General features: G+C 69.0%; 15 protein-coding genes and 1 tRNA gene (1 of these 16 running past the window's edge). 10 read left to right on the top strand and 6 right to left on the bottom strand.

The window, feature by feature from the left end; all coding sequences use genetic code 11:
* From A5659_RS25370 to A5659_RS25340, 7 genes are all read left to right on the top strand, one after another.
* A partial coding sequence (locus A5659_RS25370) for a segregation/condensation protein A (protein WP_067185084.1) occupies positions 1 to 669 on the top strand: 669 nt, incomplete at its 5' end.
* Positions 669 to 1,364, top strand: coding sequence for an SMC-Scp complex subunit ScpB (gene scpB, locus A5659_RS25365; RefSeq protein WP_066872259.1), 696 nt, complete (start codon positions 669 to 671; stop codon positions 1,362 to 1,364). The genes A5659_RS25370 and scpB, both read left to right, overlap by 1 nt.
* The gene (locus A5659_RS25360) at positions 1,364 to 2,107 is read left to right on the top strand and encodes a pseudouridine synthase (RefSeq protein ID WP_066872262.1); all 744 of its coding nucleotides are present in this window, start codon (positions 1,364 to 1,366) and stop codon (positions 2,105 to 2,107) included. The genes scpB and A5659_RS25360 overlap by 1 nt, the downstream gene beginning before the upstream one ends.
* A gap of 5 nt (positions 2,108 to 2,112) precedes the next feature.
* Positions 2,113 to 2,775, top strand: coding sequence for a (d)CMP kinase (cmk, locus tag A5659_RS25355; RefSeq protein ID WP_067185080.1), 663 nt, complete (start codon positions 2,113 to 2,115; stop codon positions 2,773 to 2,775).
* Complete coding sequence (gene der / locus A5659_RS25350) at positions 2,772 to 4,172, top strand: ribosome biogenesis GTPase Der (RefSeq protein WP_066872268.1); 1,401 nt, start codon at positions 2,772 to 2,774, stop codon at positions 4,170 to 4,172. The genes cmk and der overlap by 4 nt, the downstream gene beginning before the upstream one ends.
* A 205-nt stretch (positions 4,173 to 4,377) precedes the next feature.
* Positions 4,378 to 4,454: transfer RNA gene (locus tag A5659_RS25345), tRNA-Pro, on the top strand.
* A 141-nt stretch (positions 4,455 to 4,595) separates the two neighbouring features.
* Complete coding sequence (locus A5659_RS25340) at positions 4,596 to 5,021, top strand: cellulose-binding domain-containing protein (RefSeq protein WP_066876930.1); 426 nt, start codon at positions 4,596 to 4,598, stop codon at positions 5,019 to 5,021.
* Positions 5,022 to 5,039: 18 nt separating this feature from the next.
* On the opposite strand, the gene A5659_RS25335 is transcribed toward A5659_RS25340, so the two are convergent.
* The 4 genes from A5659_RS25335 to A5659_RS25325 form a co-directional block, all read right to left on the bottom strand.
* Positions 5,040 to 5,708, bottom strand: a complete 669-nt coding sequence (locus A5659_RS25335; protein ID WP_067142088.1) for a DUF2510 domain-containing protein — start codon at positions 5,706 to 5,708, stop codon at positions 5,040 to 5,042.
* A gap of 97 nt (positions 5,709 to 5,805) precedes the next feature.
* Positions 5,806 to 5,940 (bottom strand): hypothetical protein, encoded by a 135-nt coding sequence (locus A5659_RS28860; RefSeq protein WP_255361674.1) that lies wholly within the window; start codon positions 5,938 to 5,940, stop codon positions 5,806 to 5,808.
* An 81-nt stretch (positions 5,941 to 6,021) separates the two neighbouring features.
* Positions 6,022 to 6,456 (bottom strand): DUF4383 domain-containing protein, encoded by a 435-nt coding sequence (locus tag A5659_RS25330; protein ID WP_067185076.1) that lies wholly within the window; start codon positions 6,454 to 6,456, stop codon positions 6,022 to 6,024.
* 88 nt (positions 6,457 to 6,544) lie between these two features.
* A complete protein-coding gene (locus A5659_RS25325) occupies positions 6,545 to 8,101 on the bottom strand; it encodes a succinic semialdehyde dehydrogenase (protein ID WP_067185072.1) in 1,557 nt (518 codons plus the stop codon).
* Positions 8,102 to 8,236: 135 nt separating this feature from the next.
* On the opposite strand from A5659_RS25325, the gene A5659_RS25320 reads away from it, so the two are divergent.
* Positions 8,237 to 8,596, top strand: a complete 360-nt coding sequence (locus A5659_RS25320) for a hypothetical protein (protein ID WP_067185069.1) — start codon at positions 8,237 to 8,239, stop codon at positions 8,594 to 8,596.
* A gap of 39 nt (positions 8,597 to 8,635) precedes the next feature.
* Here the strand turns inward: A5659_RS25320 and A5659_RS25315 are convergent, their stop codons facing one another.
* Both A5659_RS25315 and A5659_RS25310 read right to left on the bottom strand, forming a co-directional pair.
* Positions 8,636 to 9,439, bottom strand: a complete 804-nt coding sequence (locus A5659_RS25315) for a transglutaminase family protein (protein WP_197498213.1) — start codon at positions 9,437 to 9,439, stop codon at positions 8,636 to 8,638.
* A gap of 66 nt (positions 9,440 to 9,505) precedes the next feature.
* Positions 9,506 to 10,300, bottom strand: a complete 795-nt coding sequence (locus tag A5659_RS25310; RefSeq protein WP_067185065.1) for a GAP family protein — start codon at positions 10,298 to 10,300, stop codon at positions 9,506 to 9,508.
* Between the two features lie 1,213 nt (positions 10,301 to 11,513).
* Here A5659_RS25310 and A5659_RS27480 point away from each other — a divergent pair.
* Positions 11,514 to 11,741 carry an MbtH family protein gene (locus tag A5659_RS27480; protein WP_067142077.1) on the top strand — a complete coding sequence of 76 codons (228 nt, stop codon included), beginning with the start codon at positions 11,514 to 11,516 and terminating at the stop codon, positions 11,739 to 11,741.
* Between the two features lie 53 nt (positions 11,742 to 11,794).
* Positions 11,795 to 24,668: part of a non-ribosomal peptide synthetase coding region (locus tag A5659_RS25305; RefSeq protein WP_067185088.1), annotated on the top strand (this coding region is incomplete at its 3' end). The annotated region continues 17,130 nt past the right edge of the window; the window shows 12,874 of its 30,004 annotated nt.

The following is a 24,668-nucleotide window of genomic DNA, read 5'->3' as shown; positions in this document are numbered from 1 at the left end:
CACCAGGTCACCGACGACTTCATCGCCTACACCCGCGAAATCGGCCCGCAGCTCGAGCTGGAGGAGACCACCGCGTTCCTGGTGGTCGCCGCGACCCTGCTGGATCTGAAGGCGGCAAGGCTGCTGCCGGCCGGGCAGGTCGACGACGACGAAGACCTGGCGCTGCTGGAGGTGCGCGACCTGCTGTTCGCCCGGCTGCTGCAGTACCGGGCGTTCAAGCACGTCGCCGAGATGTTCGCGGAGCTCGAGGCCACCGCGCTGCGCAGTTATCCGCGCTCGGTGTCGCTGGAGGACCGGTTCACCGAACTGCTGCCCGAGGTGATGATCGGAGTCGACGCCGAACGGTTCGCCCAGATCGCCGCGATCGCGTTCAGCCCGCGGCCCGTGCCGACGGTGTCCGTCGCGCACCTGCACCAGGTGCAGGTGTCGGTCCCCGAGCAGGCCAAAAAGCTGCTGGACATCCTTCAGGCGCGGGGCAGCGGCGCGTGGGCGACGTTCTCCGAGCTGGTCGCCGACTGTGAGGCGTCGATGGAGGTGGTCGGGCGCTTCCTGGCGCTGCTCGAACTGTATCGGTCGCGGGCGGTAGCATTCGACCAGTCAGAGCCGCTTGGCGTGCTCCAAATTGCCTGGACCGGGGAGTGTCCGACCACCGAAATACGAGACGAGTAATGACTGAAGATCTGCCCGACGTCGTACTCGATGACGGCATCCCGGACATCGCCGAGGTCGCGCCGATGGAATCCGAGGAACTCGGCTCGGTGCTCGAGGCGCTGCTGCTGGTGGTGGACACCCCGGTCACCGCGGAGGCGCTGGCGTCGGCCACCGGGCAGCCGGTGTACCGGATCGCGACCAAGCTGCAGGAGATGGCCGAGCAACTCACCGAGCGGGACAGCGGCATCGACCTGCGCAAAAACAGCGAGGGCTGGCGGATGTACACCCGCGCCCGGTTCGCGCCCTATGTCGAGAAGCTGCTGCTGGACGGCGCGCGATCCAAACTCACCCGCGCCGCGCTGGAGACGCTGGCCGTGGTCGCCTACCGCCAGCCCGTGACCCGCGCGCGGGTGAGCGCGGTGCGCGGCGTCAACGTCGACGCGGTGATGCGCACGCTGCTGGCGCGCGGCCTGATCACCGAGGCCGGGGCCGACGAGGACACCGGCGCGGTGACGTTCGCCACCACCGACCTGTTCCTGGAACGCCTCGGGTTGACGTCGCTTTCCGACCTGCCGGACATTGCGCCGCTGCTTCCCGACGTCGACACGATCGAGGATTTATCCGAATCCCTGGACAGCGAGCCACGTTTCATCAAGCTCTCGGGCGGTCCATCGCCCGATCAGGCGCTGACCTTCGACGTGGACCAGGATTGATGCACGAAGCTGAGGGGATCCGGCTGCAGAAGGTGTTGTCGCAGGCCGGAATTGCGTCGCGGCGGGCCGCCGAGAAGTTGATCATCGACGGCCGCGTCGAGGTCGACGGGCAGGTGGTGACCGAACTGGGCACCCGCGTCGACCCGGACTCCTCGGTGATCCGCGTCGACGGGGCCCGGGTGGTCCTCGACGACTCGCAGGTGTATCTGGCACTGAACAAGCCGCGCGGTGTGCACTCGACCATGTCCGACGACCGCGGCCGCCCGTGCATCGGCGATCTGGTCGAGCGCAAGGTCCGCGGCAACAAGAACCTGTTTCACGTCGGGCGGTTGGACGCCGACACCGAGGGGCTGATCCTGTTGACCAACGACGGCGAGCTGGCGCATCGGTTGATGCATCCTTCGCATGAGGTGCCCAAGACGTATCTGGCGACGGTGACCGGGTCGGTGCCGCGTGGGCTCGGCAAGAAGCTGCGCGCGGGGATCGAGTTGGACGACGGGGTGGCCAAGGTCGACGAATTCGCGGTGGTGGACGCCATTCCCGGCAAGACGCTGGTGCGGGTTACGTTGCACGAGGGGCGCAATCGCATCGTGCGCCGGCTGCTGGCGGCGGCGGGATTCCCGGTGGAGTCGTTGGTGCGCACCGACATCGGGCCCGTCTCGCTGGGTAAGCAGCGGCCGGGCACCTTCCGGGCGTTGGCCCATCACGAGATCGGCCAGCTGTACAAGGCGGTGGGCCTGTGAGTGGAATGGTCGTTGCCATCGACGGCCCGGCGGGTACCGGAAAGTCCTCGGTGTCAAGGGGATTGGCGCAAGCGCTCGGCGCACGCTACCTCGACACCGGGGCGATGTACCGGATCGTGACGCTGGCCGTGCTGCGCGCGGGCATCGACCCGGACGACGCCGACGCGGTCGGCGGGATCGGGTCGACGGCGCAGCTGTCGGTGGACGGCGATCGGTGTTTGCTTGCCGGCGAGGACGTTTCCACCGAGATTCGCGGGGATGCCGTCACCGGCGCCGTCTCGGCGGTGTCGGCGGTGCCGGCCGTGCGCGCCAGGCTGGTCGAGCTGCAGCGCGAGATGGCCGCTGGGCCAGGCGATGTCGTGGTCGAGGGGCGCGACATCGGCACCGTCGTCCTGCCCGACGCGCCCGTCAAGATCTTCCTGACCGCGTCGGCCGAGACCCGGGCGCGGCGGCGCCACGAACAGAACGTGGCGGCCGGGCTAGCCGACGACTACGAGGCGGTGCTCGCCGATGTCCGCCGCCGCGACCATCTGGATTCGACCCGGGCGGTGTCGCCACTGCGCGCGGCGCCCGACGCACTCGTCGTCGACACCAGCGAGATGACCGAGGCCCAGGTGATTTCGCACCTGCGGGACCTGGTCAAGCAGCGAAGCGGAGCGGTGCGGTGACCCAAGACGGCACGTGGAGTGACGAAAGCGACTGGGAATCCGTCGATTTCGGCCTGGACGAACAGGAGGAGGCCGGCCCGGCGCCCGTGGTGGCGGTGGTCGGCCGACCCAACGTCGGCAAGTCGACACTGGTCAACCGGATCCTGGGCCGGCGCGAAGCGGTGGTGCAGGACGTCCCGGGCGTCACCCGCGACCGGGTGTCCTACGACGCGCTGTGGACCGGGCGTCGGTTCATCGTGCAGGACACCGGGGGATGGGAGCCCGACGCCAAGGGGCTGCAGCAGCTGGTGGCCGACCAGGCCTCGGTGGCGATGCGCACCGCCGATGCGGTGATCCTGGTGGTCGACGCCGTCGTCGGCGCCACCACGGCCGACGAGGCCGCCGCCCGGATCCTGCTGCGGTCGGGCAAGCCGGTCTTCTTGGCGGCCAACAAGGTTGACAGCGACAAGGTCGAGGCGGACGCCGCGATGCTGTGGTCGCTGGGGCTCGGTGAGCCGCACGCGATCAGCGCCATACACGGCCGCGGCGTGGCGGATCTGCTCGATGCGGTGCTGGCCGCGCTGCCCGAGGTGTCCGAGGTGGCGCCCACGTCCGGCGGTCCGCGGCGGGTGGCGCTGGTCGGCAAGCCCAACGTGGGCAAGAGCTCGCTGCTGAACAAGCTGGCCGGGGACCAGCGCTCGGTCGTGCACGACGTCGCCGGAACGACGGTGGATCCGGTGGACTCGCTGATCGAGCTGGATGACAAGGTCTGGCGGTTTGTCGACACCGCGGGCTTGCGGCGAAAGGTTGGCCAGGCCAGCGGGCACGAGTTCTACGCCTCGGTGCGCACCCACTCGGCAATTGACGCGGCCGAGGTGGTGATCGTGCTGATCGACGGGTCCGAGCCGCTGACCGAGCAGGACCAGCGGGTGCTGTCGATGGTCATCGAGGCCGGCCGCGCCCTGGTGCTGGCCTTCAACAAGTGGGACCTGGTCGACGAGGACCGCCGCGAGATGCTGGAGCGCGAGATCGACCGCGAACTGGTGCAGCTGCGGTGGGCGCCGCGGGTCAACATCTCCGCCAAGACCGGTCGGGCGCTGCAGAAGCTGGTGCCGGCGATGGAGACCGCGCTGGCGTCGTGGGACGCGCGGATTCCGACCGGCCCGCTCAATTCCTGGCTCAAAGAGGTGGTGGCGGCCACCCCGCCGCCGGTGCGTGGCGGCAAGCAGCCGCGCATCCTGTTCGCCACCCAGGCCACCGCCCGGCCGCCGACGTTCGTGCTGTTCACCACCGGGTTTCTGGAGGCCGGATACCGGCGCTTTCTGGAGCGCCGGCTGCGCGAGGCCTTCGGGTTCGAGGGGTCGCCGATCCGGATCAACGTGCGGGTGCGCGAGAAGCGGGGAGCGCGGCGGCGCTGAGGTGTCGGCGCGGTTTTCGGGGCGCCGGGGATGTTTCCGGCTCTCTTCAGACCAATAGGTGCTTCTCAAAGCCGCTAGCACCGGCGCTAGCGCGTTTGCGATTCACCTATTGGTCTTCTGTCGCCCGCCGGCGGAGGTCGCTTGGCGGGGCGGCCGCCCGGTTACGGTAGGCTTTCGACCTGCTGCCGGTGCAAGCGCCGGCGCGCGGGCTGTGGCGCAGTTTGGTAGCGCACTTGACTGGGGGTCAAGTGGTCGCAGGTTCAAATCCTGTCAGCCCGACCACAGGTCAGCGGCGGTTTGAGTCAGCCGCCGGCCCAGCCCGAGGCGAGAAGATTTCACGACGGTTTCGGTTGGGCAAAGGTACGGCAGCTTACCCGCGACGCGCCGGCCGATATCGCCCCCGCGGTTTTAATGTTGGCAGTCATGGGCGGAGGCACACATCGCGTGAACCGCTGGCGCGCAGCGTTTCACGTACTCGCATCGGCGTCGACGGTTGCCGTCCTGGGGCTCGGCATCGCTCCCGCGGCCCACGCGGCCGCCGCCACGGCGACGTTGTCGGTGGACCATGCGTGGCAGACCGGTTTCATCGCCCGCTTCTCCGTCACCAACGCGAGCATGGCGCCGCTCACCGATTGGAAGCTGGAATTCGACTTGCCGGCGAGCGAATCCGTCTTGCACACCTGGAACAGCACCGTTACCCAATCCGGCACGCACTATGTTCTGACCCCGGCGAACTGGAATCGCAGCATTCCCCCCGGGGGTTCGGCCACGGGCGGTTTCAGGGGCGTGCTGACCGGTCCCTTCTCGCCACCGCAGAATTGCCTGATCAACGGGCAGTACTGCACCTAGCGGCCACGGACGACCGATCTATGGCTGGAAGGCCGGCAGGACGGTTCCGGAGTCGCGGATCTCCCAGATGCTGGCTTTGTTGATGCCGTCGAAGTTGATCTTGTCCAGCGTGGCCCGCGAATACGTGAGGTCGATGGCGACCTGGGTCGAGGTGTTGCCGTACGGGTCGGTCATCGGAAAGGTGCCCTGCACGTTCACCGCGGACGCGTCGGGGTAGGTCGCCCGCGCGTACTTGAGAATGCCGATGGTGTCCAGCCGGGCGCCGTCCTTGATCATCTGCTCGGTGTAGTTGTCCCGAATGGCGAACTTGGCGTCGACCACGTCACCATTCGGGCCCGGCGCGACGGTGAAGGTGACGCCGTCCGGCTTTTTGGGACCGGCCGGCGTCGACGGCGCCTCGGTCGGCCCCGCCGTGGCCGAACTGCTCGACTCGGCCGATCGGCCGTCCTTCTTCGGGTCGAAAACCCAGCTCTTGCCGACGATGATGAGCAGCACCAGGACGCACAGCGCGGCCAGCGCCAGGACCGCCTTGCCGGGCAGGCCCTTCTTCGGCGGGTCCGCGGTGAAGGCCCACTCGCTGGTCCAGCTGGTGCCGTCGAAGTACCGCTGCAGCCCGTGGCCTACTGCGGGATCGGGATACCAGCCCGGCGCCGATTGCGGCGGCGGCGGCGCCTGTTCAGACGGCATCCATCCATTTTCGTCGTGACGGTGACATCCCGGCCACCCGCCCCCGCTGACCGCGCGAAACGCGATCCGATTCGGGCGGCGTCATGCCGTCACGCCGTCAGTCCTCGCGGTCCGGCTCGGTGAGTTCGGGCGCGTTCTCGCGGGTCGCCATCCCGCCTTCGCGCCCGTGATCCGCGGGGCCGGGGCGACCGCCCTTGGGCTCGTCGTCGTCCTTGTCCGATTGCTTGGCCATCGCAACCTCCTTCGTCGACCGGAGGACTACCCGCAGCGGCGGCGATGTGAACTCAACTGGCCCAGGTGTGAGGGTTTGGCGTTACGGCGCTTTCCGGAGATCGGCGAGCGAACTTTTGAGACCGCCGTCCATCCGGATCTGAACCGCCGCCACCGCGACCATCACCGTGGCGGTCACCAGGTGCACCACCGCGTCGGTCGTGTTGTTGGGGAAGGTGAAGACGAACGCGACCTGATGGGAGAAGAAGGCCCAAATGCCGGGCAGCGCACCGGCTATCGCGGCGAGCAGCAGATACAGCACCGACCATGACTTGCGCAGCGCGAACACCAGGCCCGGGGCGAACAGCGCCAGACCGGCGACGGCGTGCCAGCCGTTGTAGTCCATTCCGAGCAGCTGCACGGTCGGCGCGGTGGGGCCGGTGGCGAAGCTGGGATTCATGATCAGGCCGATCACCGCCTGGACGACGTGAAAAGCGCAGATGATCAGCAGCCCGATCTGGGCGAAACTCCACCTCACAGTGCACCTCCTTGTGCATGATGGGGTAGCCCGGATACTACGCTCGGTAGTAGATCGGGGTCAACGGGTGAATCGGCCCGCCGCGAAGTCAGTTCCGGCCGGGGATCTTCATCACCGTCCGCACGATCGGCAGCAGCGACTTCTGCCACACCTTCCCCGGAATGCCCAGGGGCGGATCGAGATTGAACACCCGCGCGGTCGCGATCGTCTGCGATTCGGTGTACTTCAGCAGGCCCTCGGGGCCGTGCCGGCGGCCGACGCCGGACTGGCCCATCCCGCCCATCGGCGCGCTGAGGCTGCCCCAGGCGAAGGCGTAACCCTCGTTGACGTTCACCGTCCCCGACCGCAACCGGGCGGCGATCTGCTGACCCTCGGCCGAGGAGCCCGCCCACACGCTGGCGTTGAGCCCGTAGTCGGTGTTGTTGGCCTTCTCGACGGCCTCGTCCACGTCGGCGACGGGGTAGATCGAGACGAGCGGACCGAACGTCTCGTTGGCCGCGCACTCCATCTCGGGCGTGACATCGGTCAGCACCGTCGGCTCGTAGAACAGCGGGCCGATGTCGGGACGCGCCTTCGCGCCCGCAATCACCTTGGCGCCCTTGGCTTTCGCGTCCTCCACATGGTCGGTCACGGTATCCAGCTGGCCGGCGGAGATCAGGCTGCCCATGTCCACCGAGAAGTCATAGTCGGTGCCCAGCTTCATGTTTCGCACCGCGGCGCCGAATTTGCCGACGAAATCGTCGGCGATGTCCTTCTCGACGTAGATGCGCTCGATGGAGATGCACAGCTGGCCCGCGTTCGAGAAACAGGCGCGGGTGGCCGCCTTGGCGGCCTTGTCGAGATTGGCGCCCCGCGTGACGATCATCGCGTTCTTGCCGCCGAGTTCGGCCGAGAACCCGATCAGGCGACGGCCCGCGTGTTCGGCGAGCTGCCTGCCGGTGGCGGTCGAGCCGGTGAACATCAGGTAGTCGCAGTTGTCGATGATTGCGGTGCCCACCACCGAGCCCGGCCCGGGCACGATCGCGTAGAGCGCGCGCGGCAGGCCGGCCTTGTACAGGAGCTCGGCGCAGGCGAGCGCGCAATAGGGCGTCTGGCTGTCGGGCTTGAGCACCACCGCGTTGCCGGCCAGCAGCGCCGGCACCGAGTCGGACGCCGTCAGCGTCATGGGGTAGTTCCACGGCGAGATCACCCCGACCACGCCCTTGGGTTGGTAACCGACCGTGGTCTTGCCGATGCCGGGGAGCAGCGCGGGCACCGTGCGGGGCTTGAGCAGGTCGGCCGCGACGCCCGCGTAGTAGTTCGCGTTCGCCACCAGGTCGATGATTTCCTCCTGCGCCGCCCAGCGGGCCTTGCCGGCCTCCGCCTGCAGGAGATCCATCAGGAACTCGCGGTTCTCGATGACGAGGTCGCGGTAGCGGGCGATGATCTCGACGCGCTCGGCGACCGGGCGGTTCGCCCAGGCGACCTGGGCCGCCCGCGCCTCGGCGAATGCGGCTTCGACGTCTTCGGCGGTGCCGATCGGGATCGTGGTCAGCGGCTTGCCGGTGAAGACCTCGTCGATCGTCTTGGTCTGACGTGCGGTGGCGTCTTTGATCGCGGCCAGCTGACGCAGGCGATCGAAGACCTCGGCAGACGGTGCAGGCATGTCGTTACCTCCGAAGCTCGGGCGTTCAAAACACCAGCCTATTGGTCGTCGGCTCCAGCAAAAGTGGGTAAGCAACACCCAAGCGCGCACGCGCGTCCGGTTTGTACCAGTTCACTAGTCGAAAGGCGGCATCGGATGGTTCGTCAGGAAGGAGGCCGCTGGGATGTCGGGGCCGAGGGCAACACGGTGTACCTCGAGCGCATCTCTGAGGGCGACGAGCGGATATTCGACGATTTGCTGTCACCCCAAGAGGCCCGGCAACTCGCCGGGCTTTTGACGAAGTACGCAGACAAGGCCGACGAGGCGGACGAGTCGGATGACAAGTCGAAGGACTCCGACGACAAGTCGAAGGATTCCGACGACAAGGACGACTCCGGCGACGAGGACGAGGACTCCGACGACGAGGACTCCGATAACAACGACGACGGTGACTCCGATAACGAGGACGAGGACTCCGACGACCAGAAAGATTCCGACGACGACAAGTCCGGCTGATCACCAGAACGCCGCGATCATGCTGTGGCACAGGCGATTTCAGCGGATCGAAATCAGGTGGTCGATCGAGTCCCGGGGCAACTCGCCGTCCACCACGGCGCTCACGACCAGACGATTCAGCGTGACCGCACCTTTGTGATTGTCGAGGAACGCCGTGTCGGCGGCGTCGCGACCGGTGGCCACCCGCACCAGCGTCTGCCGTGGCGCCAGCAACGTCGCGTCCACCACCCGCCAGTGCCCGTCGACGAACGCCTCCGCGACGGCGTGAAAGTCCATCGGGTACACGCCCGGCGCGTACACGGACGCCACCCGGGCCGGGACGCTGACCGCTCGCAGGAGCGCCACCACCAGGTGCGCGTAGTCCCGGCACACACCTTCGCCGGCGAGCAACGTGTCCACCGCCCCGTCGATCGGATCGCTGGAGCCGGGCACGTAGTTCAGCCGGGTGCCTACCCAGGAACTCACGTGCTCCAGCAGCTCCGCGGCATCGCGGTCATTTCCGAATTCGGTTGCGGCGAAACCGAAAAACTTGTCGGATTCGGCGTAGCGGCTGGGCCGCAGGTACATCGACTGGTCGTATTCGGTCACCGGAGCCGGATCGGTGTGACCCACGATGGTCGCCTCGTAGTCGACGCGCAGCGTGCCCACCGCGGCGTCGAACTTGTGGATGCGGTTGCCGTGCAGCCCGCTGATCTCCAGGGGCGTGATCGGCCGTCCGTCCAGGACGAAGCGCAGCGACTCGGACACCTCGGCTCGCGGATGCGGCGCCACGGCGATCTGAAACTCCAGCGTCGTGGCCGCGGTGATGTCGACTTCGAGTTCGGCGCCCACTTCGCGTTTCATAGCGCGATCCTGCGCGAGTTGCCCCGGATCCGCCACCGGACGCCCTGATTCGGTGAGCGGTTCCGCTCAGAGGATGTGCAGGCCCTGGGCCAGCTCCGAGGCCCCGACCACCGCGAACAGGCCCACCAGGATTTGCCGGTGGTAGCTGCGCACCCAGTCGTGCAGCACCAACAGCAAGGACTGCGTTCGCGCCGGCCTGACGAGGTAGCCGACCAGGATGATCTCGACGACGGCGTACATCAGCATGACGAATGCGACGGACGCGCCGGCCTGCGCGCTCACCGATGCACCCGAGGCCGCGATGATCGCCACGATGAACAGGACGCCGTCGACCGGCACCGAGATGATGCCGATCACCCACGCCACCCACGACGCCCCGCTTTCCCAGGCGCTGTGGACGCGGCCGAGCAGGCGCCGGAATCGGGAGGGGTCGTCGGCCGGCGCCTCCTGGACCCGCGTCAGCAGCCGCGGCATTGCGATCGGTGCACCCGAGACCATCGACAGTTCCGGCGTGCGGTCGGCGTCGGGCGCGGGTTGGCGTATCCGTCGGCGGGTGAGGAAGCGGACCGTCATCAGTGCGGCGACCGACAGGACGACCACACCGAGGCCGATCTGAATCCTGCCGAGGGCCGAGCTCGTCGACGGGGACGCCGAACCGTGCGCGAGGTGTGCGAACATCGGCGTGAAGTTCAGCAGCAGCAGCGGGACGAGCAACTCGGGTATGCATATCGTCAATCCGCCGAGCCAGTAGGCGAGCAGGCTCGCCCCGGGACGCGGTCGAGAGATCATCAATAAGGCGAGGCCGAGGCGGACCGGATTGAGCGCAGCCAGGATCCCCAAGCCCAGCACTGACCCCCACATGGTTCGGGGCTCTACCCGTCGATGGCGGCGTCTAAACGCCGCCATTCCCCGAGTACGCACTCGAGTATTTGCGTGCCGCAAAGTCGGCTATGAATCCGCTGTGTGCGCCAAACCCGGTTGTGGTCAACGGATTCGGGCTCGGCCGCTCGACGACAGCGCGGCAGGTGAGAGAGGGGTCCGCGTGCCGAACCGTCGCCCGGCTCGGATCGCCGAAGCCGCGCATCGGAGGTAGCGGACCGGGCCGACGCCCGAGCACCGGCGAACATCTTCCGTGCCGGACGGCCGTGACATCAATCACAACGTGCCTGTTTACGGCCCCGCGTGGATGGCGCTGAGCGGCCCCTGGCAAATCGTGCGAGGCTGGCTTGAGGCGCGGATTCGACTCGGCGACATCCGAATGATGAGGACAGGCGATGGGGCAGCCACGGTGGGCCGGTTCGGCTCTGTGTAGCTATGGCGCGGCCGGGGTCGCCATCAGTGGTTCGCCACGCCGCCGGCCGCGTTTTAGCAAGCGTCCGTATGTTTTTGCATGGTGGCAGCCGGATGCGACGTCGCGTCCTGCTGGCCGGGGTCCCCGGTGCAGAGTCACAAACGCGCAGCTGAAAGCGCTCGGGCTGGACGCCTACCCGAACTCAATCGGTGGTCCCGGTGTCACGCGCGCCGGCACTGGACGCATGCCGACCGCACCGGCAAATATTTATCGAATGCGTAAGCGAGGTTTTCGGCCGCGGATGGCGGCAAAGATCGCTGGTCAGCGTCGACAAGCGAAATCGCACCCGGCGTCGCGTTCGGGAAGTGGAGGTGCACCTGGCGCAGGCATGACACGTTACTTTTGCTAAGCAGCAAAAATCGGTGCGTCAGTAGTATGACTGCGGATCGGTTATGCAAGAACGGAATTCATATGTTTGGCACAGTATTGGCTGGGTATTGTCGATTCCGTGGATCGCGACGCCGACGGTCGCAGTGGTAGCTCATGAGGAGTGCACTGCCGATGAACGCTATCTGTCGGCGAGGTGCCGGAATGGTCACCGCGACCATGATGTCGTCGCGCCGCCCCCGCCGTCCGAGCTCACCGGCGCTGACGCCGGGCGCCTGGGCAGGTCGACATACGGGCCGGGCTTGACGGATCAATCCTCAAGCGCCGCAACGATATTCGGGGTTATCCGCGGCACGGCTTGGTAAATCTATGTCTCGGGTGTTAGGGGGTCCATCGGTGTCGCTCAATCCGTTCGATGACGACAACGGCCAATTTTTCGTCTTGGTCAATAATGAAGAACAGCACAGTCTTTGGCCGACCTTCGCTGTCATTCCCGCCGGTTGGAGGGTAGTTTTTGGGGAAGCCGACCGAGCCACATGCCTGCACTACATCGAAGAAGCCTGGCCCGATATACGGGCGAAAAGTCTGCGCGACACGCTGACCGCGCCGGTTTGTGATCATTAGACCGGTGTCGGTATGAAGGGTTTCGGGGTCGAACTCTTGGTGGGGGGCGTTTAGTGGAGCGTGTTGACCGGGCTGTTCCGGTGACGCGGGGTCAGCTCGACATCTGGCTGGCGCTGCAAACGGGCTACTTTGATGTGGCTTGGCAGCTGGGTGTCCTCGTCCATATCCAGGGCGCCATCGACACCGGTTTGTTGCACGAGGCTATGCGACATGTGGTCAATGAGGCTGAGAGCCTGCGGGCTTCGTTCTTCGAGGTGGACGGCCAGGTCTTCCAAAAGGCCGTCGAGTACGACGATGTCGATCTGGTCTTCTATGACCTGACCGACTCACGCGATCCGGAGCGGGAAGTTCGCGAAACCGCCGCGTCGATTCAGCGGACGCCGATGCCGCTCACCGGCCCGATGATCAAGTTCGCGCTGTTCCGGACCGCGCCCGACGAGTACTACTGGTTCACCACCTGTCATCACATCGCCATCGATGGGATGGGCATCGCCCTGGTGGGCCGGCGGATCGCGGCGATCTACTCCGCGCTTGCGTCCGGGAAACCGATTCCGCCCGCCTTCTTCGGGTCGCTGCACGACCTCGCCAGCGGCGAGTTGGAGTACGAGACATCTCCCAAATTCGTTGAGGATCAGGAATATTGGGCCTCTCACCGGCCATCGGGCGCCGGGGCGGACTACCCGTCGACGGTCGCCGACGATGGGCGGGACCCGTATGCGCCTTCTCCGCCAGTCCAATTGGACGAGGCCGTCATCGGCAAGGTCAAGGAGCTGTCCAAGGCGCTGCGCATCCGCCGGTCCTCGGTGCTCACGGCGGCGTGCGCACTGCTGGTCCGCGGTTGGTCGGCCGACGGCTCGGACGAGGTCGTGCTCGACTTCCCGGTCAGCAGGCGAGTCGATCCGGAGTCCAAGACGCATCCCGGCATGCTCGCCGGGGTGGTGCCGCTGGTGCTGAAGGCTGCGCCGGACACGACGTTCGCCGACTTCTGCCGTCAGGTCGATGCGCGGTCACGAGAAGCGTTGCGGCATCAGCAGTTTCCGACGCGCACGCTGGACGGCGAAGGCCACTTCAACGGACCCAGGCAGGCGCCCAACCGCGTCGTCGTCAACTTCGTGCCGGCGCGCCTCACGCTCAGCCTGGGCGACGTCCCGGCGACCGCGAAGTACACCAGCTTCGGCCCGGTGGGCCATTTCGGGCTGTTCTTCCTCGGATTCGGCGATCAGCAGTTCCTGAGCACGGTCGGCACCGGGCAACCCTTCGCCAACTTCGACGTCTCGGATCTGGGGGAGCGGCTGCAGCGGATTCTGGCGACCATCGCCGCCGGTCCGGACCGGCAGTTGTCGTCGTTGGACGTGCTGCATGCCGACGAACGTGCCCGGTTGAAAGAGGTTGGCAACACAGCGGTTTTGACCGATTCGGCGACCGCGCCGATGTCGGTGCCCGAGTTGTTCGCCGCGCAGGTGAGCCGGGCGCCGCAGGCGGTGGCGCTGGCGTGCGAGGGCGCATCGGTGACGTACCGCGAACTCGATGCGGCGTCGAACCGGTTGGCGCATCACCTGGTGGCCCACGGCGCTGGGCCGGGACAGACTGTGGCGCTGATGTTTTCGCGCTCCGCCGAGGCGGTCGCGAGCATCCTCGCGGTGCTCAAGACCGGGGCGGCCTACCTGCCGATCGACCCGTCGTCGCCGGGGACGCGGATCGAATTCATGCTTGCCGACGCGCAGCCGGTCGCCGTGGTGACGACCGCCGATCTGGCGCAGCGGTTCGACGGCCTCGGCATTACCGTCGTCGACGTCAACGATCCGCGCATCGACGCCCGGCCCGCGACGGCGCTGTCGGTGCCCGACCCGGCCGATATCGCCTACCTGATCTACACCTCGGGCACCACGGGCGTCCCCAAAGGCGTTGCGGTGACTCATCGCAACGTGACGCAGCTGATCGGTTCGCTGGACGCGGGCCTGCCCGCCGCCGGCGTGTGGTCGCAGTGCCACTCGTATGCCTTCGACGTGTCGGTCTGGGAGATCTTCGGCGCGCTGCTGCGCGGCGGCCGCCTGGTGGTGGTGTCCGAAGACGTAACCCGTTCCCCCGACGAGTTCCACGACGTGCTGGTGACCGAGGAGGTCACCGTGTTGACGCAGACCCCGTCGGCGGTGGCGATGCTGTCGCCGAAGGGGCTGGAGTCGGTGGCGCTGGCGGTGGTCGGCGAGGCCTGCCCGGCCGAGGTGGTGGACCAGTGGGCGCCCGGCCGGGTGATGGTCAACGCCTACGGCCCGACCGAGACCACCATGTGTGTGGCGATCAGCGCCCTGCTGCGGCCGGGATCCGGCATACCGCCGATCGGGTCCCCAGTGGACGGCGCCGCCCTGTTCGTGCTCGACGGCTGGATGCGTCCGCTCCCGCCGGGCGTCATCGGTGAGCTGTATGTGGCCGGTGACGGGGTGGCCGCCGGGTATGTGGGCCGGGCCGGGCTGACGGCCTCGCGGTTCGTGGCGTGCCCGTTCGGCGCGCCGGGCGCCCGGATGTACCGCACCGGCGACCTGGCGTGCTGGGATGCCGACGGTCAGCTGCGCTACCTGGGCCGCGCCGACGAGCAGGTCAAGATCCGCGGCTACCGCATCGAACTCGGCGAGGTCCAGGCCGCGCTGGCCGCACTCGACGGTGTCGAGCAGGCCGTGGTGATCGTCCGCGAGGACCGGCCCGGCGACAAACGTCTGGTGGGCTACCTCACCGGGACCGCCGACCCGGCCGAGGCGCGCACCGCGCTGGCCGACCGGCTCCCGGCGCACCTGGTGCCGGCCGCGGTGGTCGGCCTGGACGCGCTGCCGCTCACGGCCAACGGCAAGCTGGACACCCGCGCTCTGCCGATGCCCGAATACAGCACGGGCGAGTATCGCGCGCCGAGCAACGCCGTCGAGGAAATCCTGGCGGGCATCTACGCCGAGGTGCTCGGCGTGCAGCGGGTCGGCGTGGACGAGTCGTTCTTCGAACTGGGCGGCGACAGCATCCTGTCGCTGCAAGTCGTGGCGCGAGCGCGCGCCGCCGGCCTGACGTGCCGGCCACGAGACGTCTTCGTCGAACAGACCGTGGCCCGGCTGGCCCGGGTGGCCGGCGTCAGCGACGGGGCCGCCGAGGTCGTCGACGAGGGCGTCGGCCCGGTGCTGGCCATCCCGATCATGCGGTGGCTGCGCGACATCGAAAGCGCCGGCGGCCCGATCGATCAGTTCAACCAGACCGTCATGGTCCAGGCCCCGGCCGGGGTGACCGAGGCCGACGTCGCAATCGTGTTGCAGGCCTTGGTGGATCGGCACGCCATGCTGCGGCTGCGCGTCGATGACGACGAGGCCGGCGGTTGGTCGCTGCGGGTGCCCGAGCCCGGGTCAGTGCGGGCGCAGGACTGCCTGCGATCGGTGGACGAGCTGTCCGACGAGGCGCTGGCCGACGCGCGGGCTCGGCTGGAGCCGGCCGCCGGGGTGATGCTGAGCGCGCTGTGGCTCGAGGCCACCGGCCAGTTGGCCGTGATCATTCACCACCTGGCCGTCGACGCCGTGTCGTGGTGGATCCTGTTGGAAGACCTCAACATTGCCTGGGCGCTGCACAGCGCGGGGCAGCCGGTGGAGCTGGCGTCGGCGGGAACGTCGTTCGCCCGGTGGTCGGCGGTGCTGGCCGAGCACGCGCATCGCCCCGAGGTCGTCAGCAAGCTGGGTGCCTGGAAGAAGGTGACCGCCACGCCCCCCGCGCTGCCGGCGGCCAGCCCCGAGGTGGATACCTACGCCTCAGCCGGGCGGTTGTCGGTGGAACTGGATGCCGAGACGACCCGCGCGCTGATCGGCGACGTGCCGACCGCGTTCCACGCCGGCATCCAGGACATCCTGCTGATCGCGTTCGGCCTGGCCTGGGCGGAATTCCTGGGTGGCGCCGACGCGATCGGCATCGACGTCGAGGGCCACGGGCGGCACGAGGAACTGGCCGCGGACATCGACCTGTCCCGCACCGTCGGGTGGTTCACCACCAAATACCCGGTGGCACTGGGCGTGGCCGGGCTCGAGTGGGCCCAGGTGGTGGCCGGTGACCCGGCGCTGGGCGCGGTGATCAAACACGCCAAAGAGCAGCTGCGCGCCCTGCCGGATCCGCTGACCTACGGATTGCTGCGCTACCTCAACACCGAGGTCGAGCTGGCCGGCCCCGACCCGTCGATCGCCTTCAACTACCTGGGACGCCAAGGCGCGGCGTCTGATTCGGCGGGCGAGGGCTGGCGCATCAGCCAGGAGGGCCTGTCCCTGATCGGGGCCGCCGCGGCGGTGCCGATGCCGCTGATGCACACCGTCGAGCTCAACGCCGGCACCATCGACACCGGCACCGGACCCCACCTGCACGCCGAATGGACTTGGGCGCCATCGGTTCTCGACGCGGCACAGATCACCCGGTTGAGCCGGTTGTGGTTCGAGGCCCTGGCCGGCGTGTGCGCGCATGTGCGCGCCGGCGGCGGCGGCCTGACCCCGTCCGACATCGCGCCGGCCCGGCTGAGCCAGCACGAGATCGACGAGCTGGCGACCCAGCACCACATCGCCGACATCCTGCCGCTGACCCCGCTGCAACAGGGACTGCTCTTTCACTCCAGCACCGCGCAGGGCAGCGACGACATGTACGCCGTGCAGCTCGACTTCACCCTCACCGGGCCGCTTGACCCCGACCGCCTGCGCGACGCCGTGCACACCGTCGTCAACCGGCATCCACACCTGGCGGCGCTGTTCTGCGACCGCTACGACGAGCCGGTCCAGATCATCCCCGCCGATCCGGTGGTGCAGTGGCAGTACCTCGATCTGGACGGTACCGACGCCGACCGGCGGATCGAGCAGCTGTGCGCCGCCGAGCGCGCGGCGGTGCGCGACCTGTCGGGACAGGCCGCGTTCCGTGTGGCGCTGATCCGCACTGCGGCCGGCCGGCACCGGTTCGTGCTGACCAACCATCACATCCTGCTCGACGGCTGGTCGCTGCCGATCCTGCTGCGGGAGATCTTCACCAGCTACTACGGCCAGCGGCTGCCCGCCGCCGGCTCCTACCGGGCATTCCTCACCTGGCTGGCCGATCGAGACCTCGACGCCGCCCGGGACGCCTGGGGCCAGCTGCTGTCCGGCTTCGATACACCCACCCTGGTCGGACCGCAGGACCGGCTGGGCCAAGGCGACCGCGGTTTCGAAAAGTCCTGTGTGCCTGAGCAAATCACCGAGGCCCTGACCGACCTGGCGCGCTCCTGCCACACCACCGTCAGCACCGTCCTGCAGGCGGCCTGGGCCGTGGTGCTGACCTCCCTGACCGGCCAGCACGACGTCGTCTTCGGCACCCCGCGATCGCGCGTCGGCCAACTGGAGGTCGACGACGCCGAACAGATGGTGGGGCTGCTGATCAACACGGTGCCGGTACGCGCCGACATCCGCGCGAGCACCACCACCGCAGACCTGTTGGCCCAGTTGCAGAGCAGCCACAACGACGCGCTCGAGCACCAGCACCTCGCGCTCAGCGAAATTCACCGCGTCACGGGTCACGATCAACTCTTCGACACGCTGTTCGTCTACGAGAACTACCCCGTCGAGAGCGGCATGACGCTGGGCCCGGACGGGCTGGCCATCGCCGAGTTCACCAACCGGGAGTACAACCACTACCCACTGACCGTCGAGGCCCTGCCCGGTCGCGAACTCGGGCTGCACGTCGAATACGACGCCGACGTGTTCGACCCCGCTGGCATCGCCTCGCTGCTGGACCGATTCCAGCGTGTGCTGGTGGCGATGACCAGCGATCCCACCCGGCGGCTCTCGGAGGTCGAACTGCTGGACCGCGCCGAGCGCGAGCTGGTGCTGACGCGGCTGTCGGGCGCCGGTGTCACCGGGCCGGTCGGGGTGGCGCCGCAGCTGCTGGCCGCGGCCCTGGCGATCGCCCCGGACGCGCCGGCGGTGGTCGACGGTGCGCGGGAACTGTCCTACCGCGAACTCGACGAGTGGTCGACGCGGTTGGCGCGCAAGCTGATTGACGCGGGTGTGGGCCCGGAGCGCGCCGTGGGCGTCGCGGTGGGCCGGTCCGCGGAACTGGTGGTCGCCTGGTGGGCCGTGGTCAAGGCGGGCGGCATCCACGCGCCGGTGGCCCTGGATCATCCGGTCGAGCGGGTCGCCGCGGTGCTGGACGCCATCGGCGCGCTGTGCGTGTTGACGCGCGGCGCCGACGAGGTCGCCGGCGCCGGGGCGCGCCCCGTGCTGCGGATCGACGGCCTGGACCTGTCCGGCTACAACGCCGCGGCGATCACCGACGCCGACCGTCTGGCGCCGCTGACCGCTCGCGACAGCGCCTACGCGATCTTCACGTCGGGCTCGACCGGCGCCCCCAAAGGCGTGCTGGTCAGCCACGCCGGCCTGCTGGGATGGGCTGCGGCGCAATGCGAAGCGTCCGAGTTGGACACCGACACCCGAGTGCTGATGGTGGCCTCGCCGACCTTCGACGCGTCGGTCGGCGAGATGGTGCTGGCGGCCGCGGCCAGCGCCGCGCTGGTGGTGGCGCCACCGCAGGTGTACGCCGGCGAGCCGCTGACCGCCCTGCTGCAGAGCCAGCGCGTCAACGCGGCGTTCCTGACCCCGACGGTGCTGTCGTCGCTGGATCGCGCCCGGCTGCCCGGCTTCGACAAGCTGATGGTCGGCGGCGAGGCCTGCCCGAAGGAATTGGTCGCCGCCTGGGCGCCCGGTCGGCGGATGTTCAACGTCTACGGCCCGAGCGAGACCACCATCTGGGTCACCCTCAGCGCGCCGCTGTCGGCCGAGGGGCCGGTTCGCATCGGCACCCCGCTGCCGGGCGTGTGCGCGGTGGTGCTCGACGCCTGGCTGAAGCCGGTTCCCGTCGGCGTGGTGGGCGAGCTGTACGTGAGCGGGCCGGCGCTGGCGCACGGCTACATGGGCCGGGTGGACCTGACCGCGGAACGCTTCGTGGCCAACCCATTTGGCGGCCCCGGGGACCGCATGTACCGCACCGGCGACCTGGTGCGCTGGACGCGCGACGGGGACCTGGACTTCGTCGGGCGCGCCGACAGCCAGATCAAACTGCGCGGCCAGCGCATCGAGCTGGGCGAAATCGAGAACACCCTGCTGGCCTGCCCGCAGGTCACCCAGGCCGCCGTCACCGTGCTGGACAGCGCCACCGGCTCGCATCTGGTCGCCTACGTCACGCTCGACCACACCATCGGCGCCGACCACGACGAGGACAACGTCGAAGAGTGGCAACACCTTTACGACGATCTCTACGGCGCCGACCTCGAGTCGCGGTTCGGCATGGACTTCCGCGGCTGGAACAGCAGCTACACCGGCGACCCGATCCCGCTCGCGGAGATGATCGAGTGGCGGGCCGCCACGGTGGACCGGATCACGGACCTGCGACCGCGACGCGTGCTCGAGATCGGCGCCGGCTCGGGGCTGCTGCTGTCGCAGCTCGCCCCGCACTGCGACGAATATCTGGCCACCGATTTCTCCCCGGTGGCCATCGAGAACCTGGCCCGCTCAATGGAGCAGCTGCAGCTGCCCTGGCGCGACCGGGTCCAGCTGCGGACCCAGCCGGCCCATGTCACCGACGGGCTGCCCCGCGGCCACTTCGACACCATCATCCTCAACTCGGTCGTCCAGTATTTCCCGAACGCGGGCTATCTGGCCGAGGTCATCGACAACGCCATGGAGCTGCTGGCCCCCGGCGGGGCCGTGTTCATCGGTGACGTGCGAAACCACAGCCTGCAGGGCGCATTCCAGACCGCGATCGCGCTGTCGCGCGGCGGCGCCGCCGCCACCGAGGCCGCCGACATCCGTCAGCGCGTCCGCCACGCCATGCTCGGCGAGACCGAATTGCTGTTGGCGCCAGAGTTTTTCACCACCTGGGCGGTCAGCTGCCCGTCGGCCGGCGGCGTCGACATCGAAGTCAAACGCGGCTTCGCCGACAACGAACTCAACCGCTACCGGTACGACGTCGTCATCCGCAAAGCGCCCGCGGCGGTGCGCTCGGTGGGCGACGCACCCACCTGGTCGTGGACCGAATGCGCGGGCTCGGACGGGCTGGGCGACGTGCTGGCGTCCCAGCGTCCCGCCGTTGTGCGCGTCACCGACATCCCGCACGCCGGGGTCATCGCGGACGTTCGCGTCGAAACGGCGCTCGCCGAGGGGCAGCCCGTGGCCGACGCGCTCGCCACCGCCGACGCCGTGTCGGGCGCCGCCGTCGCCGAAGAGGTGCACCGCATCGGCGAGGCCGCCGGGTATCGCGTCGCGGTCACCTGGGGTGCGGTACCCGGCACCCTCAGCGCCGTTTTCGTCGACACCGGCGACCCCAACTACGCCGCGCCCCTGACCGACGTCTACCTGCCCCCCACCGGGTCCCGGCGGCGCACCAGCCACGCCAACGACCCCCGGACCAACACCAAGATCGGCGAGGTGCGCGAGCGGCTCAGCGCGTGGCTGCCGGAATACATGGTGCCGACACACATTGTGGCGCTTGAGGAATTCCCGATGACCTCGTCGGGCAAGCTCGACCGCAAGGCCCTTCCGGAGCCGGAATACCAGGACGTGGACCGCTACCGCGCCCCGGCCACCGCGGCCGAGGAGATCCTGGTCGGCATCTACGCCCAGGTGCTCGGCCTGGAGCGGGTGGGCGTCGACGACTCGTTCTTCGATCTGGGCGGGGATTCGCTGTCGGCGATGCGCCTGATCGCCGCGGTGAACACCAGCCTGAACTCCGACCTCGGTGTGCGGGCCGTCTTCGAGGCGCCGACGGCCGCCGAACTGGCGCTGCTGGCCGGCGGCGACGGCGACCGGCCGGAGCCCCTCGTGGCGGGGGAGCGCCCGGCGGTGATCCCGCTGTCGTTCGCCCAGACCCGGCTGTGGTTCATCGACCAATTCCAGGGCCCCTCACCGATTTACAACGTCACCGTGGCGCTGCGGCTGCGCGGGGATCTGGACACCGGTGCGCTGGCCGCGGCGCTGGCCGACGTCGTGGGCCGCCACGAAAGCCTGCGCACGGTGTTCGCCGCGGCCGACGGAATCCCGCAGCAGGTGGTGATTCCCGCCGACCAGATCGGCTTCGCCTGCGAGGTCGTCGATGCCCGCGGCTGGCCGGAGGACCGGCTGCGCGAGCGCATGGCCGCCGCGGCCCAGTACGCGTTCGACCTGTCGAGCGAAAGCCCGCTGCACACAGAGCTTTTCACCGTCACCGACACCGAACACCAGCTGGTGGTCGCGGTGCACCACATTGCCGCCGACGGCTGGTCGATCACCCCGTTCGCGCGCGACCTGGGGGTGGCATACGCCAGCCGGTGCGCGGGACACGCCCCCGACTGGGCCCCGCTGGCGGTGCAGTACGTGGATTACACGCTGTGGCAGCGCACGTATCTCGGCGACGTGGACGACAGCGGTAGCCGGATCGCCGCGCAGCTCGACTACTGGACCGACGCGTTGGCCGGCCTGCCCGAACGCCTGCAGCTACCCACCGACCGGCCCTACCCGCAGGTGGCCGACCACCGCGGCGCCCGATTGGCGGCGGACTGGCCGGCGGAGCTGCAGCAACAGGTGCAGCGGGTGGCCCGCGAACACAACGCGACCCCCTTCATGGTGATTCAGGCGGCGTTCGCCGCCCTGCTGTCCAAGATCAGCGCCAGTACCGATGTGGCGGTGGGCTTCCCGATCGCCGGGCGCTCCGAACGCGCGCTCGACGAGCTGATCGGGTTCTTCGTCAACACCCTGGTGCTGCGCGTCGACGTGGCGGGCGATCCGACGTTCGCCGAGCTGCTGGCCCAGGTGCGGCGGCGCAGCCTGGCCGCCTTCGAGCACCAGGACGTCCCCTTCGAACTGCTGGTGGAACGGCTCAACCCCACCAGGAGCATGGCCCACCACCCGCTGATCCAGGTGCTGCTGGGTTGGGAGAACTTCCCCGGCGAGGTCACCGCGCCCGCGGGCGGGCTGGCGCTGGGTGACCTGCAGGTCACCCCGATGCCGTTGCACACCAACACCGCTCGCATGGACCTGACGTTCTCGCTGGCCGAACGGTTCACCGAGTCCGGTCAGCGCGCCGGCATCGCGGTGACGGCGGAGTACCGCACCGACGTATACGACGCGGACACCGTCGAGGCGATGATCGAACGGCTGCAGCGGCTGCTGGCGGCCGTCACCGCCGAGCCGGAGCGCCGGTTGTCGTCGGTGGACCTGCTGGACACCACCGAGCACGCCCGGCTGGCCGCGTGGGGCAACCAGGCCGTGTTGGCCGACCCGATGGAGCCGGTGACCGTTGCCGGACTCTTCGCCGCGCAGGCGGCGCGCACCCCGGACGCCGTGGCGGTGACGTTCGAGGACCGGTCCATGTCCTATCGGGAGCTCGACGAGGCGGCCAATCGGTTAGCGCATCTGCTGGTCGAGTCCGGCGCGGGCCCGGGTGAGTTTGTCGCGCTGCTGTTTTCGCGGTCGGCCGAGGCGATCGTGGCGATCCTGGCGGTGCTCAAATCCGGGGCGGCGTATCTGCCGATCGACCCGGCGCTGCCGGGCGCACGGGTGGAGTTCATGCTCACCGATGCCGCCCCGAGGGCCGCGGTCACCACCGCCGAGCTGGCCGAGAAGTTCCACGGCTTCGACCTGACCGTCATCGACGTGGCCGACCCGGCGGTCGCGGCCCAGCCGAGCACCCCGCCGCCCGCGCCGGCGCCCACCGATCTGGCGCACGTGATCTACACGTCCGGCACCACCGGTGTGCCCAAAGGCGTTGCGGTCACCCAACACAACGTCGCGCAGCTGTTCGATGATCTGCGGCTCGGGTTCGCCTTGTCGGCCGAGCAGGTGTGGACGCAGTTCCACTCGTATGCCTTCGACTTCTCGGTGTGGGAGATCTGGGGTGCGCTGCTGCACGGCGGACGACTCGTCGTGGTCCCCGGCGCGGTGGCCCGCTCACCCGAGGAGTTCCACGCCCTGCTGGTGCGCGAGGGTGTGACGGTGTTGACCCAGACCCCGTCGGCGGTGGGGCTGTTGCCCACCGACGGCCTGGACTCCACGGCGTTGGTGATCGGGGCCGAGCCGTGTCCGCCGGAGCTGGTGGACCGCTGGGCGCCGGGCCGGGTGATGGTCAACGTGTACGGCCCCACCGAAACCACCATGTGGGCCTGCAAGAGTGCCCCGCTACAGGCGGGCTCGGGATTCCCGCCGATCGGCTCACCGGTCACTCGCGCGGCGTTCTTCGTGCTCGACGAATGGCTGCGCCCGGTGCCCGCCGGCGTGGTGGGCGAGCTGTATCTGGCCGGCGAGGGCGTGGGGGTCGGGTACTGGCGCCGCCCCGGGCTGACCGCATCGCGGTTCATGGCCTGCCCGTTCGGCCAACCCGGCACCCGCATGTACCGCACCGGGGACCTGGTCTGCTGGGGACCCGACGGACAGCTGCGCTACCTGGGCCGCGCCGACGAGCAGGTCAAGATTCGCGGCTACCGGATCGAACTCGGCGAAATCCAGGCGGCGCTGGCCGCGCTCGACGGGGTGGAGCAGGCGGTCGTCGTCGCCCGCGAGGACCGCCCCGGGGACAAGCGCCTGGTCGGTTATGTCACCGGCTCGGCCGAACCGGGCAAGGCGCGCGCCGCGCTGGGCGAGCGACTGCCGGGCTACATGGTCCCGGCGGCGGTGGTGGCGCTCGACGCGCTGCCGGTGACGGTGAACGGCAAGCTCGACACCCGCGCCCTGCCCGCGCCGGACTACCGGACCGCTGGCAATTATCGCAACTATCGCGCCCCCAGCACCGCGGTCGAGGAGATCGTGGCCGGCATCTACGCCCAAATCCTGGGGGTGGAACGCGTCGGGGTCGACGACTCGTTCTTCGACCTGGGCGGCGATTCGCTGTCCACCATGCGGCTGGTCACCGCGATCAATGCCGCGCTGGACAGCGACCTTCCGGTGCGCGTCGTCTTCGAGGCACCCACCGTTGCGCAGCTGGCGCCGCGCATCGCGGAGAGCGCGGCCGGCCTGGAGCCGCTGGTGGCGGCCGAGCGGCCCGCGGTGGTCCCGTTGTCGTTCGCGCAGAACCGGTTGTGGTTCATCGACCAATTCCAAGGCCCGTCACCGCTGTACAACATGGCGGCGGCGCTGCGGCTGCGCGGGCGGCTCGACGCCGGCGCCCTGGCCGCCGCGCTGACCGACGTGGTGAGCCGCCACGAAAGCCTGCGCACCCTGTTCCCGGCGCACGAGGGAACGCCCCAACAGCTGGTGGTGCCCGTCGAGCGCGCCGACATCGGCTGGGACGTCATCGACGCCACCGCGTACCCGGCGGACCAGCTGGACGACGCCATCAAGGCGGCGACGCGCCATACCTTCGATCTGGCGACCGAAATCCCCATCCGCGCACAGCTTTTCGCGCTCGCCGAGGACGAGCACATCCTGGTGATCGTGGTCCATCACATCGCCGCGGACGGTTTGTCGCTCACGCCGTTGAGCGCCGACCTCAGCGTGGCCTACACCAGCCGGCGCGCCGGGCGCGCACCGGGCTGGGCCGAATTGTCCGTGCAGTACATCGATTACACGCTCTGGCAGCGCGCCCAGTTCGGCGACCTCGACGACGGCTCCAGCCGCATCGGCGGCCAGCTGGCCTACTGGGAGGAAGCCCTGGCGGGCATGCCCGAGCGGCTGGCGCTGCCCACCGACCGGCCCTACCCGCCGGTGGCCGATCAGCGCGGCGACAGCGTGGTGGTGGACTGGCCCGCGGAATTGCAGGAGCAGGTCCGCCGGCTCGCCCGCGAGCACAACGCGACCAGCTTCATGGTGGTGCAGGCCGCGCTGGCGGTGCTGCTGTCCAAGGTCGGCGCGAGTTCCGATGTGGCCGTTGGCTTTCCGATCGCCGGCCGGCGCGACCCCGCCCTCGACCAGTTGGTCGGCTTCTTCGTCAACACCCTGG

It is taken from the genome of Mycobacterium sp. 1165196.3 (genome assembly GCF_001673415.1).
Taxonomy (GTDB): Bacteria; Actinomycetota; Actinomycetes; order Mycobacteriales; family Mycobacteriaceae; genus Mycobacterium; species Mycobacterium europaeum_A.
This window is presented reverse-complemented; position numbering and strand designations above follow the sequence as displayed.